Source organism: Prevotella sp. P5-126, assembly GCF_002251185.1.
In the GTDB taxonomy this organism is placed as follows: domain Bacteria; phylum Bacteroidota; class Bacteroidia; order Bacteroidales; family Bacteroidaceae; genus Prevotella.
The window spans coordinates 26,895-42,464 of record NZ_NPIZ01000007.1; the positions used below are offsets into that span (position 1 = coordinate 26,895).

11 protein-coding genes are annotated in these 15,570 nt (G+C 43.7%); 6 read left to right on the forward strand and 5 right to left on the reverse strand.

The window, feature by feature from the left end; all coding sequences use genetic code 11:
- Positions 1-81: 81 nt before the first annotated feature.
- Positions 82-468 (reverse strand): DUF3127 domain-containing protein, encoded by a 387-nt coding sequence (locus CIK90_RS00820; protein WP_094390043.1) that lies wholly within the window; start codon positions 466-468, stop codon positions 82-84.
- Positions 469-632: 164 nt separating this feature from the next.
- Between CIK90_RS00820 and dnaN the strand changes: the two genes are divergently transcribed.
- The 6 genes from dnaN to CIK90_RS00850 all read left to right on the forward strand — a co-directional run bounded on the left by dnaN (position 633) and on the right by CIK90_RS00850 (position 8,241).
- Entirely contained in the window at positions 633-1,757 is a 1,125-nt protein-coding gene (gene dnaN / locus CIK90_RS00825; RefSeq protein WP_094390042.1) for a DNA polymerase III subunit beta, read from the forward strand.
- Positions 1,758-1,872: 115 nt separating this feature from the next.
- Positions 1,873-2,733 carry a 3'-5' exonuclease gene (locus CIK90_RS00830; protein ID WP_094390041.1) on the forward strand — a complete coding sequence of 287 codons (861 nt, stop codon included), beginning with the start codon at positions 1,873-1,875 and terminating at the stop codon, positions 2,731-2,733.
- Between the two features lie 3 nt (positions 2,734-2,736).
- The gene (gene coaBC / locus CIK90_RS00835; protein ID WP_094464082.1) at positions 2,737-3,930 is read left to right on the forward strand and encodes a bifunctional phosphopantothenoylcysteine decarboxylase/phosphopantothenate--cysteine ligase CoaBC; all 1,194 of its coding nucleotides are present in this window, start codon (positions 2,737-2,739) and stop codon (positions 3,928-3,930) included.
- A gap of 14 nt (positions 3,931-3,944) precedes the next feature.
- On the forward strand, positions 3,945-4,832 hold the full coding sequence (locus CIK90_RS00840) for a DUF4835 family protein (RefSeq protein ID WP_254046238.1): 888 nt from the start codon (positions 3,945-3,947) through the stop codon (positions 4,830-4,832).
- A gap of 20 nt (positions 4,833-4,852) precedes the next feature.
- Entirely contained in the window at positions 4,853-6,514 is a 1,662-nt protein-coding gene (gene recN, locus CIK90_RS00845) for a DNA repair protein RecN (RefSeq protein ID WP_094464083.1), read from the forward strand.
- A gap of 23 nt (positions 6,515-6,537) precedes the next feature.
- Complete coding sequence (locus CIK90_RS00850; RefSeq protein ID WP_094464084.1) at positions 6,538-8,241, forward strand: serine protease; 1,704 nt, start codon at positions 6,538-6,540, stop codon at positions 8,239-8,241.
- Between the two features lie 770 nt (positions 8,242-9,011).
- Here CIK90_RS00850 and CIK90_RS00855 read toward each other — a convergent pair.
- From CIK90_RS00855 to CIK90_RS00870, 4 genes are all read right to left on the reverse strand, one after another.
- Positions 9,012-10,217, reverse strand: coding sequence for a tetratricopeptide repeat protein (locus CIK90_RS00855; protein ID WP_094464085.1), 1,206 nt, complete (start codon positions 10,215-10,217; stop codon positions 9,012-9,014).
- A 19-nt stretch (positions 10,218-10,236) separates the two neighbouring features.
- Positions 10,237-11,451: a hypothetical protein gene (locus CIK90_RS00860; RefSeq protein ID WP_094390035.1), complete on the reverse strand. Its 1,215-nt coding sequence runs from the start codon at positions 11,449-11,451 to the stop codon at positions 10,237-10,239.
- Positions 11,452-11,506: 55 nt separating this feature from the next.
- Entirely contained in the window at positions 11,507-14,011 is a 2,505-nt protein-coding gene (gyrA, locus tag CIK90_RS00865; protein WP_094390034.1) for a DNA gyrase subunit A, read from the reverse strand.
- Between the two features lie 195 nt (positions 14,012-14,206).
- Positions 14,207-15,547, reverse strand: coding sequence for an ABC transporter substrate-binding protein (locus CIK90_RS00870; protein WP_094464086.1), 1,341 nt, complete (start codon positions 15,545-15,547; stop codon positions 14,207-14,209).
- Positions 15,548-15,570 lie beyond the last annotated feature (23 nt).

Consider the following 15,570-nt stretch of genomic DNA (forward strand, 5'->3'; position numbering starts at 1 on the left):
TTAACTCAAACTCATATATAAAAAAAGCAACCGACCCCAAAGTCAATTGCTCGAATATCTGTTTGAGTGAACGACAGACTATTAGAAAGGCAGATCATCGCTACTTCCCTCAGCAGGCTCCTGAGTAGGAGGGAATGGAGATGTAGCAGTCTGAGGAGCAGCACCAGCCATAGGAGCACCCACAGGAGCAGCGGCAACACCACGGTTCACATTGTAAGCACGGATTTCATTGAACCAACGACCATTGTACTCGTGTGCATCAATGTCAAAACTAACAGTAAGATCCTCGCCCTGCTGGATATTGAACTGTTTTATACGATCCTCACCGAAAATGCGGAATACACACTTTTTGGGATATTGACCCGGTACCTCAATGACATATTCCTGAGACATCCAAGGGTTTCCTGTACGTGCAGACACGCCACTGTTTGCCGGCAATACGGCAATGATTTTTCCTGTTAATTCCATAATGTAATATTAGTCTTATTTATTGAATTTATGTTTCAGATTGCGAAATTACGAAAAATAGTTCTAAAAAGAACACTTTTCTCCAAATATTTTTGCAAGTCAACAACTATTTTTGTATTTTTGTACTCGGTAAAAATGCTAAAAACATATAAACAACAATATTCATGAGATTTACAGTATCAAGCACTGCGCTCAGCAGCAAACTCAATGCTCTCGCAAAAGTCATCAACAGCAAGAACTCACTGCCTATCTTGGCCGACTTCCTGTTCGACATCCAAGACAATGTGCTCTATCTGACAGCCTCTGACAGCGAGAATGTCATCAACACACAGATGGAACTGACCGAAAGCGACGCAAACGGTCGTTTCGCCATCAACAACCATGACTTGCTCGAAGCCATCAAGGGATTCTCAGAGCAGCCGATCACATTCGATGTCAACCTTCAGGATAACATCGCAAAGATCAGTTACCAAAACGGCCTTTTCTCGCTGCCTGTGGAGAATGCAGACGAATACCCACAGAGCCAACCTATCACAGAAGGAATAAACACCATCGTGATGCCAAGCAACGTGCTTGCCGACAACATCAACCGTTCTCTCTTCGCAACAGCTCAAGACGAACTCAGACCGGTAATGAACGGAATATACTTTGATCTCACTCCTGAACATCTCGCTGTGGTGGCTTCAGACGGTCACAAACTCGTTCGCAACAAAGTATTCACCGTACAAAGCGAACAGCCTGCATCATTTATTCTCCCCAAAAAACCTGCTGGCCTGCTGAAAAACCTGTTGCAGAAGGATGGAGGTGACGTAGAAATCAAATTCAACGAACGCAATGCGGAAATCAACTACGGTGATGGAAGACTCTCATGCCGACTGATTGAAGGACGTTATCCAAACTACAATTCTGTAATTCCACAGAACAACACCAACACGCTAACCGTTGACAGGCTGGCTCTACTCGCAGCTCTTCGCCGCGTACAACCTTTTGCCAACGACTCAAGCAACCTTATCCGATTCCATGTAGAAGGAAGCACCCTACAGCTCGACGCAGAAGATTTCGACTTCTCAAAGACAGCTACCGAACGCATGATTTGCGACTACAACGGACAGCCCATGAGCATTGGATTCAAAGGATCAGCATTCATCGAAATACTTACCAACTTCGATTGCGAAGAGGTTATCATACAATTGGCTGACCCAAGCCGTGCAGGACTCGTCATTCCATCAGAACAGCCAGAAGGGCAAGACGTGCTCATGCTGATGATGCCTATGCTCCTCAACGACTGATAAGACACAACGGACGATTGGTAATCGTAGCGCAATAGTATAGCACGCTCGGAATTACGAGTAGCAAGCGCGCGGTTATCAATCGCCTTTTTTATATCTATTAAATACAACCATCATGAAACTCAACTTACAGAAACCACTTGTCATCTTTGATCTTGAAACAACAGGATTAGACATCGTCAAAGACCGAATCATACAGATATCCTACATCAAGGTATTCCCTGACGGACGAGAAGAAAGAGGAAACTATCTCGTCAACCCAGAGAAACCCATTCCTGACGTCGTCGTACAACTCACAGGCATCAGCAATGAAGATGTACAAGGACAACCCACTTTCAAGGAAATAGCCCAGACCATCAATAAAATTTTCGCTGACAGCGACATCGCTGGTTACAACTCCAATCACTTCGACGTACCTCTTCTTGCAGAAGAATTTCTGCGCGCCAATATCGACTTCGACTTTTCAAAACGAAACATGATTGACGTACAAACCATTTACCACAAAATGGAGCGTAGAAACTTGGCTGCAGCCTATAAATTCTATTGCGGAAGAAAAATGGAAGAAGACTTCACCGCACACCGCGCCGACGAAGACACAGAGGCAACATACAGAGTGTTACAAGGCGAACTCGACATGTACACCGCAGAGCGACAGGAAGAGCCAGAGCGCATACTACAGAACGACATGAAGTTTCTCGCAGAATTCTCACGTATGAACAACAACGTGGATTTTGCCGGACGAATTGTTTGGGGAGAACTGAAAGACCGAGCAGGAAAAAACATACTCGATAAAGACGGTAACCCCATTATGACTGAAATGTTCAACTTCGGTAAATACAAAGGAACCCCCGTAACTACCGTACTCAATATCGATCCGGGCTACTATAGCTGGATTATGCAAGGAGACTTCACCAACAATACCAAACAAGTGCTGACACGCATCAGATTGCGCGAAGCTTCCAATTTAACACGATAATAAATGCTTAAAGGAAAAAAAATAGTATTAGGCATCACAGGATCTATCGCAGCCTACAAAGCATGTCTCATCATAAGAGGACTGATTAAAAGAGGCGCTGAAGTACAAGTGGTCATTACTCCTGCTGGAAAAGAATTTATCACTCCCATCACACTATCGGCACTCACTCAAAAACCAGTCATCAGCGAATTCTTCTCGCAACGTGACGGAACATGGAACTCGCACGTTACACTCGGACTCTGGGCTGATGCTATGCTCATAGCTCCCTGTACCGCTTCAACCCTGGGAAAAATGGCAAATGGAGTGGCAGACAACATGCTCATTACCACCTATCTGTCAATGAAAGCCCCTGTGTTTATTGCTCCTGCCATGGATCTCGACATGTACAAACATCCTACCACACAGGACAATATGAAACGCCTACAATCCTTCGGCCATACCATTATCGAACCCAAAAGCGGATTTTTGGCATCAGGCTTGGAAGGAAAAGGACGCATGGAAGAGCCTGAACGCATCGTGGATTTCCTCGACAGCGCACTTAACACACAGAGCTCCATGCAAAACAAAAACATTCTCATCACCGCAGGTCCCACATTCGAAAAGATAGACCCCGTGAGGTTTATCGGCAACTATTCAAGCGGAAAAATGGGATTTGCACTCGCTAGAGAATGTGCATTAAGAGGAGCGAATGTCACACTCGTTGCCGGCCCAGTTTCACTGGAAACACCACATTCCGCTATCAATCGTATTGACGTGGAAAGCTGCGAAGAAATGTATGAAGCTACTGTCGAACATTTTAAACAGGCAAATGCTGCAATTCTATGTGCAGCAGTGGCAGACTTCAAGCCAGAAAACATGGCCCAAGAGAAAATAAAGCGAGAAAAAGATGACCTCGTCATTAGGCTCAAGCCTACCCATGATATCGCTGCCCAACTCGGAAAAATGAAAAAAGAAGGGCAAAGACTTGTGGGCTTTGCACTTGAGACAAACAACGAAATGGCTCATGCACAAGATAAGCTCGTGCGCAAGAACCTCGATTTCATCGTGCTCAACTCATTGAGAAATGAAGGTACTTGTTTCAAATCTGACCAGAACAAAATCTGCATCGTCACAAGAGAGGAACAAAAGGAGTTCGGGAAGAAAAACAAACAAGAAGTTGCCATCGATATCGTCAACGAACTGGAGGAGATTATATGAAACACTGGCGCATAATGGTCATACTGATTGTCGCTGCTTGCTGGGGAGAAATCAAAGCCCAAGAACTACAAGCACGCGTCAGTATAAACCATGCGCAGGTGCAAGGAACTGATGAACGTGTATTCAAACAACTGGAACAATCACTCCAGCAATTTGTCAACGACAGGCAATGGACTGACCTCCAGTTTGATAAGAAAGAGCGCATCAACTGTGTATTTAACATCACCGTCGGCAAATACGACAAAAGCACAGGAAGGATGGAAGCAACAGCCAATATACAGGCAATAAGACCGGTTTATGGATCAACATACACCACAACCATCTACAGCAATCAAGATACTGACTTCAACTTTGATTATGCAGAATACGACCAACTCAATTTTCACCCCGAAACAATAGACCATCAACTCACAGCGCTCATGGCCTATTACGCCTACCTCATCATAGGAATAGATCTCGACACCTTCTCACCAATGGGGGGAACAGATGTGTTGCAACAATGTTACCTGTTGGTCAACAACGCTCAGTCATTGGGATTTGCAGGATGGAAAGCATTCGACAACGACAGAAACAGATACAGCATCATTAGCGACTATCTCGATGAACCTATGCGCCCCATTCGCCAACTGCAATACGAATACTATCGAAAAGGACTCGATCAGATGGTTACCAATACTGAAAGGGCAAGAAAAACCATCAGCAGCGCACTACAACTCCTCAAACAAGCACACCAAAACAAAATGATGAGCAGAATGCCACAAATATGGACCGACTACAAGCGCGACGAACTGACCAACATCTTCCAAGGAAAAGGTACGGCAAAAGAGCGCGAAGAGATATACAATCTGCTCACAGATATCAATGCTTCGCAAAACAATGCATGGGAGAAAATAAAAGAGTAAAAATGAAAATGTAATGCATCATGCTTAAACGATTATACATCAAAAACTTTACACTCATTGACCTGCTTGACATGGAGTTCGAAACAGGTTTTTCTGTCATCACAGGAGAAACTGGCGCGGGAAAAAGCATTATACTCGGAGCCATAGGATTACTCTTGGGACAAAGGGCGGACACAAAATCCATCAAGCAAGGTACAGACAGATGCGTCATAGAGGCTCATTTCAACTTGGAAAAATACAAGATGAAAGAGTTTTTCGAACGAAATGATATTGACTACGATGCTCAAGATTGCATCGTCAGAAGGGAACTGACTGCTGCCGGAAAAAGCAGAGCATTCATCAACGACACACCTGTTTCACTCTCGCTACTCAAAGAACTCGGAGAACAATTAGTAGATGTGCACTCACAACATCAGAATCTGCTGCTCGGAAAACAGGACTTCCAAATGGAGGTGGTAGATATTCTTGCAGAAAACCAAACTCTGCTCGGAGACTATGCTGCCCAATATGAACGCTTGCAGAAAAAACAGCACGAACTCCACGAATTGGAAGAACAAATCAGACAGAACAGACAAAATCAAGACTTCATACAATTCCAATATAACGAACTGCAAGATGCTCAACTACAGGAAGGTGAACTTGAAGAACTTGAGCAACAACGCGATATGATGGCACACAGCGAAGACATCAAGACATCACTCTTCACCGCCAACAATTGTCTAACCGCAGAAGAATATGGAACAGAGCCACAGTTGAGAAAAGCTCTAAGCGCACTCAACTCCATCTGCAACATCCTGCCCGAAGCCACAGCATGGACAGAACGCATACAAGCATGTTATATTGAAGTCAAAGACTTGGCACAGGACATGGAATACCAATTGTCAAATGTGGAATTCGACCCTGCAGAACAAGAACAGATAGAAAAAAGACTCGATACACTCTACTCGTTGCAAAACAAACATCATGTAGATACTGTAGCAGAACTCATAGAGTTGCGAAACAAATATGCCGCACAACTGCAAGATATGGAGAACGGAGACGAAGCACTCGATACGTTGAGAAATGAAATCAAGCAACTTCATGACAACTGCGAGAAACTAGCATCAAAGCTCTCACAGAAACGACAAAAGGCTTCAACAATTATAGAGAAGCAAATGCACGAACGACTCACAGCACTTGGAATGCCAAAACTCCAATTCAAAATCAGCATCAATACCACTACACTCAGACGTGACGGACACGATGAAGTAGCTTTTCTATTCAGCGCCAACACATCAAGTCCGCTCCAACCCATTGCTCACGTAGCATCGGGAGGAGAAATAGCACGCATCATGCTCTCGCTGAAAGCCATGATTAGCGGAGCTGTCAAACTACCAACCATCATCTTCGATGAAATAGATACTGGAGTAAGTGGAAAAATTGCAGAACGCATGGCTGAAATCATGCAGGAAATGGGAGACAAGGACCGACAAGTCATATCCATCACACACCTACCGCAGATTGCAGCACTCGGAACTGTACACTATAAAGTATCGAAACAGGAAAGTACCCAAGGAACCATCAGCAAAATGCAACGACTCAACGAAGAAGAAAGAGTTAATGAAATTGCACAGATGCTAAGCGGTAGCGACGTTTCTGAAGCCGCCATCGCTAATGCAAGACAACTGTTGAGACACTCATAACCAAAGCATAAAAAAACAAGAATATGAAGAAAATACTGATATCATACAAAAGGAAAACTATAGCTTTCATCCTTGCCTTCATGGCATTGACCACAACAAATGCACAAACACCATCATGGGCTGCAAAAGCAACAAAAAGTGTATTCACGCTCAAAACCTTCGCAACAGACGGTAGTCTTCTTGCAAGCACTACAGGTGTGTTTATTACAGAAGATGGAGAGGCAATCAGCAGTTACACACCATTCAGAGGTGCACAAAAAGCTGTGGTTATCGACGCCACAGGAAAGGAATGGACCGTTGAGAATCTCATGGGTGCAAACGAAATGTACGATGTGGCAAAATTCAGAGTACAGACCAAAAAAGCCAACGCCATAAACATTGCAGAATCTCAAGCCACAGACGGATCAGAAGTATGGATTCTACCCTACTCTGCCAACAAAAAACCAGGAACAATCAAAGCCTCTGTTAAAAGTGGGGAAACATTCATGGAATCGTACCGTTACTACAATATCCAGACAACAGCATCTAATATTGAAAACGGTTCACCAGTAATGAACGATAAAGGAGAACTCATAGGACTCATCCAACCATCTTCAAATACCAAACAGGCCGATGCCTATGCTGTTTCTGCACCATTTGCGGCAAACCTGAAACTTAACGGATTAAGTTTCAATGATCCTGCAATACAAGCTACAAACATCGATATTGCCATTCCCTCAGACATCAACGATGCACTACTGACACTATTCGTTGCACGCAACGCTTTCAAGACGCAAAAATACACAGATTACGTCAGACGTTTCGTGAAACAGTTTCCCGAATCAGCCGACGGCTACGTCAATCTAGCAAGAATTGCCATCAGCAACGAAAGCTATGAAGAGGCCGACAAATACCTTCAACAAGCTGTGAAGATGGGAAGCAACAAAGCTGATGCACACTATCAGTATGCACAAACGGTATTACAATACTGCCTCCAGAGCAACGATAAAAAAACTTTTGCCCCTTGGACTCTCGACAAGGCACTTGCAGAAGCACGCGAAGCCTACAAGACAGAACCACAAAGCGTTTATATGCAACAGGAAGCTCAAATTCTATATACACAAGGGAAATACGACGAAGCCGGTGACCTCTATATGAAGTTGACAAACAGCGACCTCAGAAGTGCAGACATCTTCTATGCCGCCTCACTATGCAAAGCTCAGAAGAAAGATACCGTACAGCAACTTGCACTCCTCGATAGTGCAGTAGCTCTATACAACAAACCGTATTTGAAAGAAGCTGCACCATTTCTTCTAGCACGCGCACAAGCCAGACATGACGCAGGAAAATACCGTTTGGCTGTTGCCGACTATAACGAATATGGCACTCTAATGGTTGCCCAACTCGACGCACCATTCTATTATATGAGAGAACAGTCGGAAGTGGCAGGACGCCTTTACCAACAAGCTCTCAGCGACATAGACAAGGCAGTAGAACTAGCTCCTCAAGCCACACTATACCTAGCAGAAAAAGCAGCACTTCTGGTAAGAGTTGCCATGTACAAAGAAGCTATTGAAGCCTCACAACAACTCATCACATTGGCACCAGACGAAAGCGACGGCTATTATTTCCTTGGCGCAGCACAATGGCTGTCAGATAATAAAAAAGATGGAATGGCCAATCTACAGAAGGCCAAACAAATGGGCAATACTGCCGTACAAATCTTCATGGATCGACACACTAAATAACAATAAATAATAACTTTCAAAAACGAGGCATACTGTAATCAAGTATGCCTCGTTTTTCTATCCTATTACAGTCCGTATTATATCATCAAAGGATTACTCCAATACACAAAAGAAGTCATTTTATTTACATTTTCAAAATTTACAGTTATTACAGTATTACAGATTTCAAGGAGCAAATACGATGAGTTAATAGTAAATTTGCCATCTTAAAGATATCAAAATCGCATTCAAACTGGTAAAAAAATCCGTTTTCAAAAACTGTAATACTGTAATACTGTAATGCGTAAGAGAATTTTTTATTCTCGACGCTACGAGTTTAATCGAATATTTCTTTGACAATTACCTTATCGTCCATCATCACACAACATATTCCTTTCACATACAAAAACAGTAATTCCTAACAAAATCCCAAGTGAGTCCCAATTGAGTCCCATAACCATACAGAAACAAAGGGAACTTGATAGGAGAAGTAAAAGACTACTAAGGTAAATATCGACAAGGCGTCAAATCACTTTTATTATTTCAGTTTCAGAATTGACTTCTCAACGAAGCCCCCTTCACCCTATTATATGTTTCTACTAATACATTATCATGAATCTACACTTCGCCCATTAGCCAATGCCCATGCCGCGTATACCTACCAAAGACGAGGCATGCTATGGTTAGCAAGCCTCGTCTTTCCATAAATGTTTTCAAACTATAAGGATTACTATTATCCCAATCTTTGAAGTTCTGATCAACTACTAATACCTAAAGATCTGATCTGGTTATCAATCATGCATCAAGTGGTCAATTTCCTCAAACTGCTTCCCCATATTGAGGTTGAGATAAATACGGTAAAGTGCAGGAGCCCATTTCTTTTTCTCATTAGGTGCAAGTTTGCGATAAGCCTCCATATAAGGCCGCGCTTTGATATAAAATTCACGAATCTTCGTTTTGTTGTCGCGTGCCTTCACTCCCGTTTCCATTGTCAAAGCCTGATTTAGATAAGCAGACCCTATCGTATAGTATGGTTCCGGCATCGTATCACAATCGGCAATAAGCCGCTCGCTGATCCGCACACTCTCATCATAACGTTCAAGATTAAGCAGAGACGTGGCTTTGGCCAATTGGAAGATAGTGTTCTGTGGATTTACCTCAAGAGCACGTTCTGCATATTTCAGCGCCATCTCAAAATTACCATTCCCCGTATAATAGTCTTCCAAATGTGGAAAAAAATAAGGATGTTCTGGGAAACGCACGAACCCCTCGTCAAGAGTTGCGAGATAAGCCGAATCATTCCGTTGCCATTCGTAAGCCTCAGCCACATGCAACAGCGTATAGGCGGTCTTTGCAGTGTCAGCCATCGCCATAGGAGCATAGTGCAACACCTTGTCGGCATCATTCAATTTGTAAGCCGAATAGACAGCCCAATAGGCCGCCTGTGGCATTCTGGAATCTTTTGAAGAATAATTATATCCTTGGAAAAGTGGTTGGTTGTCGGCTTCCAAATAGGTTTCAAAGAAGCGTATTGCCTCTTTATAATTACCCTTACCTACATGATAGGTTCCGCCGAAATAGAGGTTGGGACGAAGCTGGTTGAGCAAACGCGCATGACCCTCCCGATACTTCAAACGCGGTTTCTTTCCACCATGTTCTGCCACATCTATTGAATCGAGCGACTCAGCAATGGCATATAGACGGTGAGTCAATCCGAAGAAGGCCGCTGTATCGTATTTCTGTTTAAGATACAATTTTTCGTTGGCCGCTTCGTATTGTTTCAAGACAGAAGTAAACCACATCAGATAGACTTTTTCATTCGTATGACACGTAGAGTCTTTCTGAAGCAGGTCTGTCATGAGTTTTTCCGCCTTGTCATAATCTTTGCCACTCTTGATATAAGACCGTGCCTGACCAAGCTCTTTCTTCTGAGCCTGCAGGCACGGTATAAAGGAGAGCAGCAAGAGAAACAAGGCAAGCAAGCGTTGCTTCTTCATCTGCTATAGTATTGTCTAATTATTTTGCTTCTGCTTCTGCAGCCTTTGTTTTGGGATCGTCTGCACCATAAAGGCCGTAATATGCCTGGTAACGGTTGTAGCCCCAACGTACCTGCGCCTTGTCTGGATCAATTTCCTTGGCAGCATCAAGTGCCTTTACAGCCTCCTGGAAGAGTGCCTTGCGAGCATTCGTATCTTCAGTATTTCCAGCTTGAACAATCAAACAAGTTCCAAGATAGTACTGTACCACAGCATTTTTGTCGTTTACAGCAATTGCCTTACGCAGCCATTCTGCACCAGCTTTAGGATCGTTGTCGTCAATAGCGAGAAGCATACCTTTGTCTGCAAGAGCTGTGAAATCGTTAGGATATTTAGCCAAGTGATTGTCGAGCAAAGCATCCTGAGCTTTTCTGTCTTTCATCTCACCATACATGATATAAAGACCATCAAGTACGACAGCATTTTCTGGGTTCTTCACATAAAGATCCTTCAAGGTTTCAATATACTGAAGAGAGTCCTGCTTGGTCTTCAGTTCGCTACGACCAAGATACAGTTTCAGATTCAGAGCTTCAGTCTTCTGTTCGGGATCTTCCATAGCCATATCGAGGTATTTATTTGCACGAGTCATATCCTTTGCCTGGGCAGCATAGCGACCGGCGAAGAATGCAACCTGTCCGAAATAAGCCTTCTGTGACTCATGTTCCTGTGAAGCGAAAAGGGGATCAGCTGATGAATCGAGGAATGCGCCCCAATATTTCAGCACAGCAGCATCGTTTCCTGAACGTGAAACATCCTGACCGATATTTACAAGATGAGTACGTACAGACCATATACGCTGAGCATTCTTCTCTGCAAACTTAGGAGCTACTTTGCCTTTGGCGTTGGGCTCTTGATCGTATTTGTTACACTCGATAGCGTCGTTGATTGCATTGCAGATAGCATCAGCAAGTCCGAGTGTATCGTATTGCTCCACTTTACCGGTCTTCATCTGCTCTGCCAACTGGTTCTCTGCAATAGTACCAGTTTCCTTGGTAACCTTCGACATGGCCAAATCTACCAATTTGTTGTAAGCCTTAGCTTTCTCTTCTGCATTAGGCAGATTAGCAGCTTTGACAAGACTTGCAGCCTCATCGTAAGTCTTAGCCTTCAGGATAGCCTTCAATTCGGGGCTGTCCCCAGCAAATGCAGCACCGCTTGCGATGCACATCATTGCCATTACAAATAATTTTTTCATAAGCTTTAATTATTAATTAAACTGTTATTTTATACTTTTTCCTTTTTTCAAGCTATTATGCCTCATCGTCATTCACATCCACCTCTTCGGTTTCGATATCTTCATCGGCATTGCTATCAACCTTACATACGGAAGCGATTGTATCGTTTTTCTTGGTAAGGTTGATAAGACGTACACCTTGGGTAGCACGTCCCATGATTCGTACATCGGCAACTTTAAGACGAATAAGAATACCGCTTTTATTGATAATCATCAGATCATTCTCGTCGGTTACCACCTTGATGGCTACAAGGCGACCAGTTTTTTCGGTCACGGCAAGAGTCTTCACACCCTTAGCTCCACGTGAAGTCTTTCTATAGTCTTCTACATCGGAACGTTTTCCATAACCGTTTTCTGAGACAACCATGATAGACTCTGTCTGTGGATCGTTGACGCATACCATTCCTACGAGTTCGTCATCTCCTTCGTCAAGTCGCATACCGATAACACCGGTAGAGACACGTCCCATTGTGCGTACCTGATCTTCATTGAAACGTACAGCACGTCCGTTTCGGTTTGCCAGCAGCAATTCGTTATGACCATTGGTCAGACGTACTGCAACCACTTCATCATCATCGTTGATATTGATAGCCTTCACACCGATAGCACGCTGATGGCGATATGCTTCAAGACAAGTCTTCTTGATGATACCCTTCTTGGTGGCAAACACCACAAAGTGTGTTTTGAGGAATTCCTCATCGTTGAAGTTTTTCACGCGGAGTACAGCATTAATAGCGTCGTCAGACTCGATGTTGAGCATGTTCTGGATGGCACGTCCCTTCGAGTTCTTGTCGCCCTCGGGCACTTCATAGCATTTCTGCCAATAGCAACGTCCCTTACGAGTAAAGAAGAGAAGCGTGTTGTGCATAGTGGCAGGATAAATATACTCTGTGAAATCGTTGTCACGATGTCGGGCAGCCTTGGCTCCCACTCCACCACGTCCTTGCTCGTGGAATTCGTCAAGTTTCGTGCGCTTGATGTACCCCATGTGCGAAATGGTAATCACCACAGGATCGTCTGGATAGAAGTCTTCTGCATTAAACTCATGATCAAATGGAATGATTACGGTACGACGCTCGTCTCCATATTTTTCCTTCACTTCCTGGAGTTCCTCTTTCATCACTTCCTTACAACGCTCAGGATTGTTCAGGATTTCCTCCAAGTCGGCAATGAGTTTCATAATATCATCATACTCCTGATGGAGCTGATCCACGCGCAATCCTGTGAGTTGTGCCAAACGCATGTCAACGATTGCTTTCGACTGCATTTCATCAAGTTCAAAACGCTGTTCCAAAGCGCGTTGCGCATCGCTTGGCGTTTTGCTCTGACGAATCAGATGAATGACCTCATCGATATTGTTGACAGCAATAATCAATCCTTCAAGAATATGTGCGCGCTCCTGTGCTTTCTTCAAATCGTATTTGGTGCGACGTATGGTCACATCGTGACGATGTTCTACGAAGTACTTCACACAATCCTTGAGTGTCAGCAGGCGAGGACGACCATTGACAAGCGCGATGGTATTGACAGAGAAACTGCTCTGCAGAGCAGTCATCTTGAACAGTTTGTTGAGCAGTACATTGGCATTAGCGTCACGCTTGCAATCTACCACGATACGCATACCCTGTCGGCCAGACTCGTCGTTAACATTGGCAACACCTTCTATCTTGTGTTCATTGGCCAAGTCGGCAATATATTTAACAAGATCAGCCTTATTGACACCATAAGGAATTTCTGTTACCACAATTTTATCATGGGTTTCACCGGTCTCAATTTCAGCCTTTGCACGCATTACAATACGTCCGCGACCAGTTGCATATGCATCTTTCACGCCCTGCAGACCATAGATGTATGCTCCTGTTGGGAAATCGGGTCCAGGGATGTATTCCATAAGTCCATCCACATCAATGTCTGGATTATCAATATATGCACAGCATCCGTCAATCACCTCATTCAGGTTATGGGTAGGCATATTGGTGGCCATACCCACGGCAATACCGTTACCGCCATTAACCAACAGATTAGGAATCTTGGTAGGCATTACGGTAGGCTCTTGGAGGGAGTCGTCGAAGTTGTTGGTCATATCTACGGTGTCCTTATCAAGGTCATCCATGATATGCTCACCCATTTTCGAAAGTCGGCACTCTGTGTAACGCATGGCAGCAGGTGAGTCTCCATCCACCGAACCAAAGTTACCCTGACCGTCAACCAACGTATAACGAAGGTTCCAATCTTGCGCCATGCGCACAAGTGCGCCATAGATAGAAGAGTCTCCGTGGGGGTGGTATTTACCAAGCACCTCACCAACGATACGTGCACATTTCTTATAAGGTTGAGTTGATACGTTGTTTACATTCATCATACCATAAAGGATACGGCGATGAACAGGTTTGAATCCGTCTCTAACATCTGGAAGGGCTCGTGCTACAATAACCGACATGGAGTAGTCAATATATGACGACTTCATCTCTTCTTCGATGTTAATTTTAAGGATTCTGTCGTTGTCGATAGTTTGATCCATTATTTAATTGTTTTTTGTTTTCGTCATTTTTGTGCAAAATCGCGTTTAAGGCCGTTTTCGTGGCCTCTGACGCATTTCGCCACTTCAATTTCAATGTACAAAGGTATAAAAAAGTGAGCAGAACACAAAATATTTTAATGATTATTGGGAACAAAATACTGTTCTTTTTGGCTAATTCGCAGTTCACGATGCCATTTACAAGCGGATTACATGACGTCGACGGTGTTTGCGTGAAAGTCTGCGGTGCTTGTTGTGTTCATATTTGCGTATGACCACAACAACTGTAAGTATGGCAACAGCAGTCAGAAGGAATACCGCAAGTCCCCCTCCAAGATTATCTCCTTTTACTTTTGACCACATGTCGAGCACCTCTGCCGTATGTTCGCCTGCATCATGAATCATAGCGCATCGGGATACCACCTGACTGTCTGGATACATAATAGGATTGAGGTGCGCCTTATGTGCGTCTTTTCCAAAGAAATAACCTAAATTGACTGTTTCCGGATATTCCACACTATCACTCATTTGCGCCAGAATTTCTGGAGTTGCCACACTACTGACATACCCCGTTGTCTCCATATTTGCAAGAGCCACCTTGGGTTGACATAGGTAGTTGATAAAATAAGCTGCGGCTTTCGGATTACGTGCATATTTGGGAATAACCCATCCGTCAAACCAAACATTACTTCCTTCGCGAGGAACTTCGTACCCCAGAGCGACTCCCACTTTACCCGCCTCTTCAATAGCCCAGACAGCATCTCCGCTCCACGTCATATTCAGCCATGACTTTCCTTTGGTCATCGTTTCCTTGCCAAAATCAGACTCCCATCCTTCAATATTAGGTTTTATAGCCTTCAATTCCCGTTCCACAGTTTTGATGGCTTCTGGAGAATAATCATTCATCAGTTGGGTTACGCTCAATTTTCCTGAAGCAATTTCCTTGTGATGTGCCCAAATGAGTGCTGTTCCGTAGGAATCACGATAGGAGTCTTTCATAAGTAAACGGTTGCGATAATTGCTATTCCACAACGTCCCCCACGTTTGGGCGTCTTTTCTATCTACATACGCTTTATTATACAAGATGCCACAAGTTCCCCACATATAAGGCACGGCATAATGGTGAGCCACACGCCCGTTATTACTTGTTGCATCAATCTGCCGAATGATATAGGGGGAAATATTCCGTATATAATTGGGAGTTTTTCCAAAACAAGTATCTATCGGCAAGAGCAGATTCTTGCGCAACATACGTTCAATAATATATTCTGACGGGCACACCACATCATAGTCTTCATGCCCCCGCTCGATTTTGGTAAGCATGACCTCGTTGATATCAAATGTCTGAAAGATGATTCGCACCTTTCTTCCCGTTTGCTCTTCATACCATTTTGGGAAATCAGTCAAAACGTTCTCATCGATATAATCTGCCCAATTATAGACCTTGAGTATTTCCTCTCTGTTTTCGCTATTATAGCAAGATGTCAGCAACAGCAACGAGAGCATCAACGAACAAATTATCGAGTTTATTTTCTTCATTGTCAACAGTACAGTCTCTTATA

Coding starts and splice junctions, on each gene's coding strand:
- CIK90_RS00820 (WP_094390043.1), bottom strand. CDS start 468: ATGGAATTAACAGGAAAAATCATTGCCGTATTGCCGGCAAACAGTGGC.
- dnaN (WP_094390042.1), top strand. CDS start 633: ATGAGATTTACAGTATCAAGCACTGCGCTCAGCAGCAAACTCAATGCT.
- CIK90_RS00830 (WP_094390041.1), top strand. CDS start 1,873: ATGAAACTCAACTTACAGAAACCACTTGTCATCTTTGATCTTGAAACA.
- coaBC (WP_094464082.1), top strand. CDS start 2,737: ATGCTTAAAGGAAAAAAAATAGTATTAGGCATCACAGGATCTATCGCA.
- CIK90_RS00840 (WP_254046238.1), top strand. CDS start 3,945: ATGGTCATACTGATTGTCGCTGCTTGCTGGGGAGAAATCAAAGCCCAA.
- recN (WP_094464083.1), top strand. CDS start 4,853: ATGCTTAAACGATTATACATCAAAAACTTTACACTCATTGACCTGCTT.
- CIK90_RS00850 (WP_094464084.1), top strand. CDS start 6,538: ATGAAGAAAATACTGATATCATACAAAAGGAAAACTATAGCTTTCATC.
- CIK90_RS00855 (WP_094464085.1), bottom strand. CDS start 10,217: ATGAAGAAGCAACGCTTGCTTGCCTTGTTTCTCTTGCTGCTCTCCTTT.
- CIK90_RS00860 (WP_094390035.1), bottom strand. CDS start 11,451: ATGAAAAAATTATTTGTAATGGCAATGATGTGCATCGCAAGCGGTGCT.
- gyrA (WP_094390034.1), bottom strand. CDS start 14,011: ATGGATCAAACTATCGACAACGACAGAATCCTTAAAATTAACATCGAA.
- CIK90_RS00870 (WP_094464086.1), bottom strand. CDS start 15,547: ATGAAGAAAATAAACTCGATAATTTGTTCGTTGATGCTCTCGTTGCTG.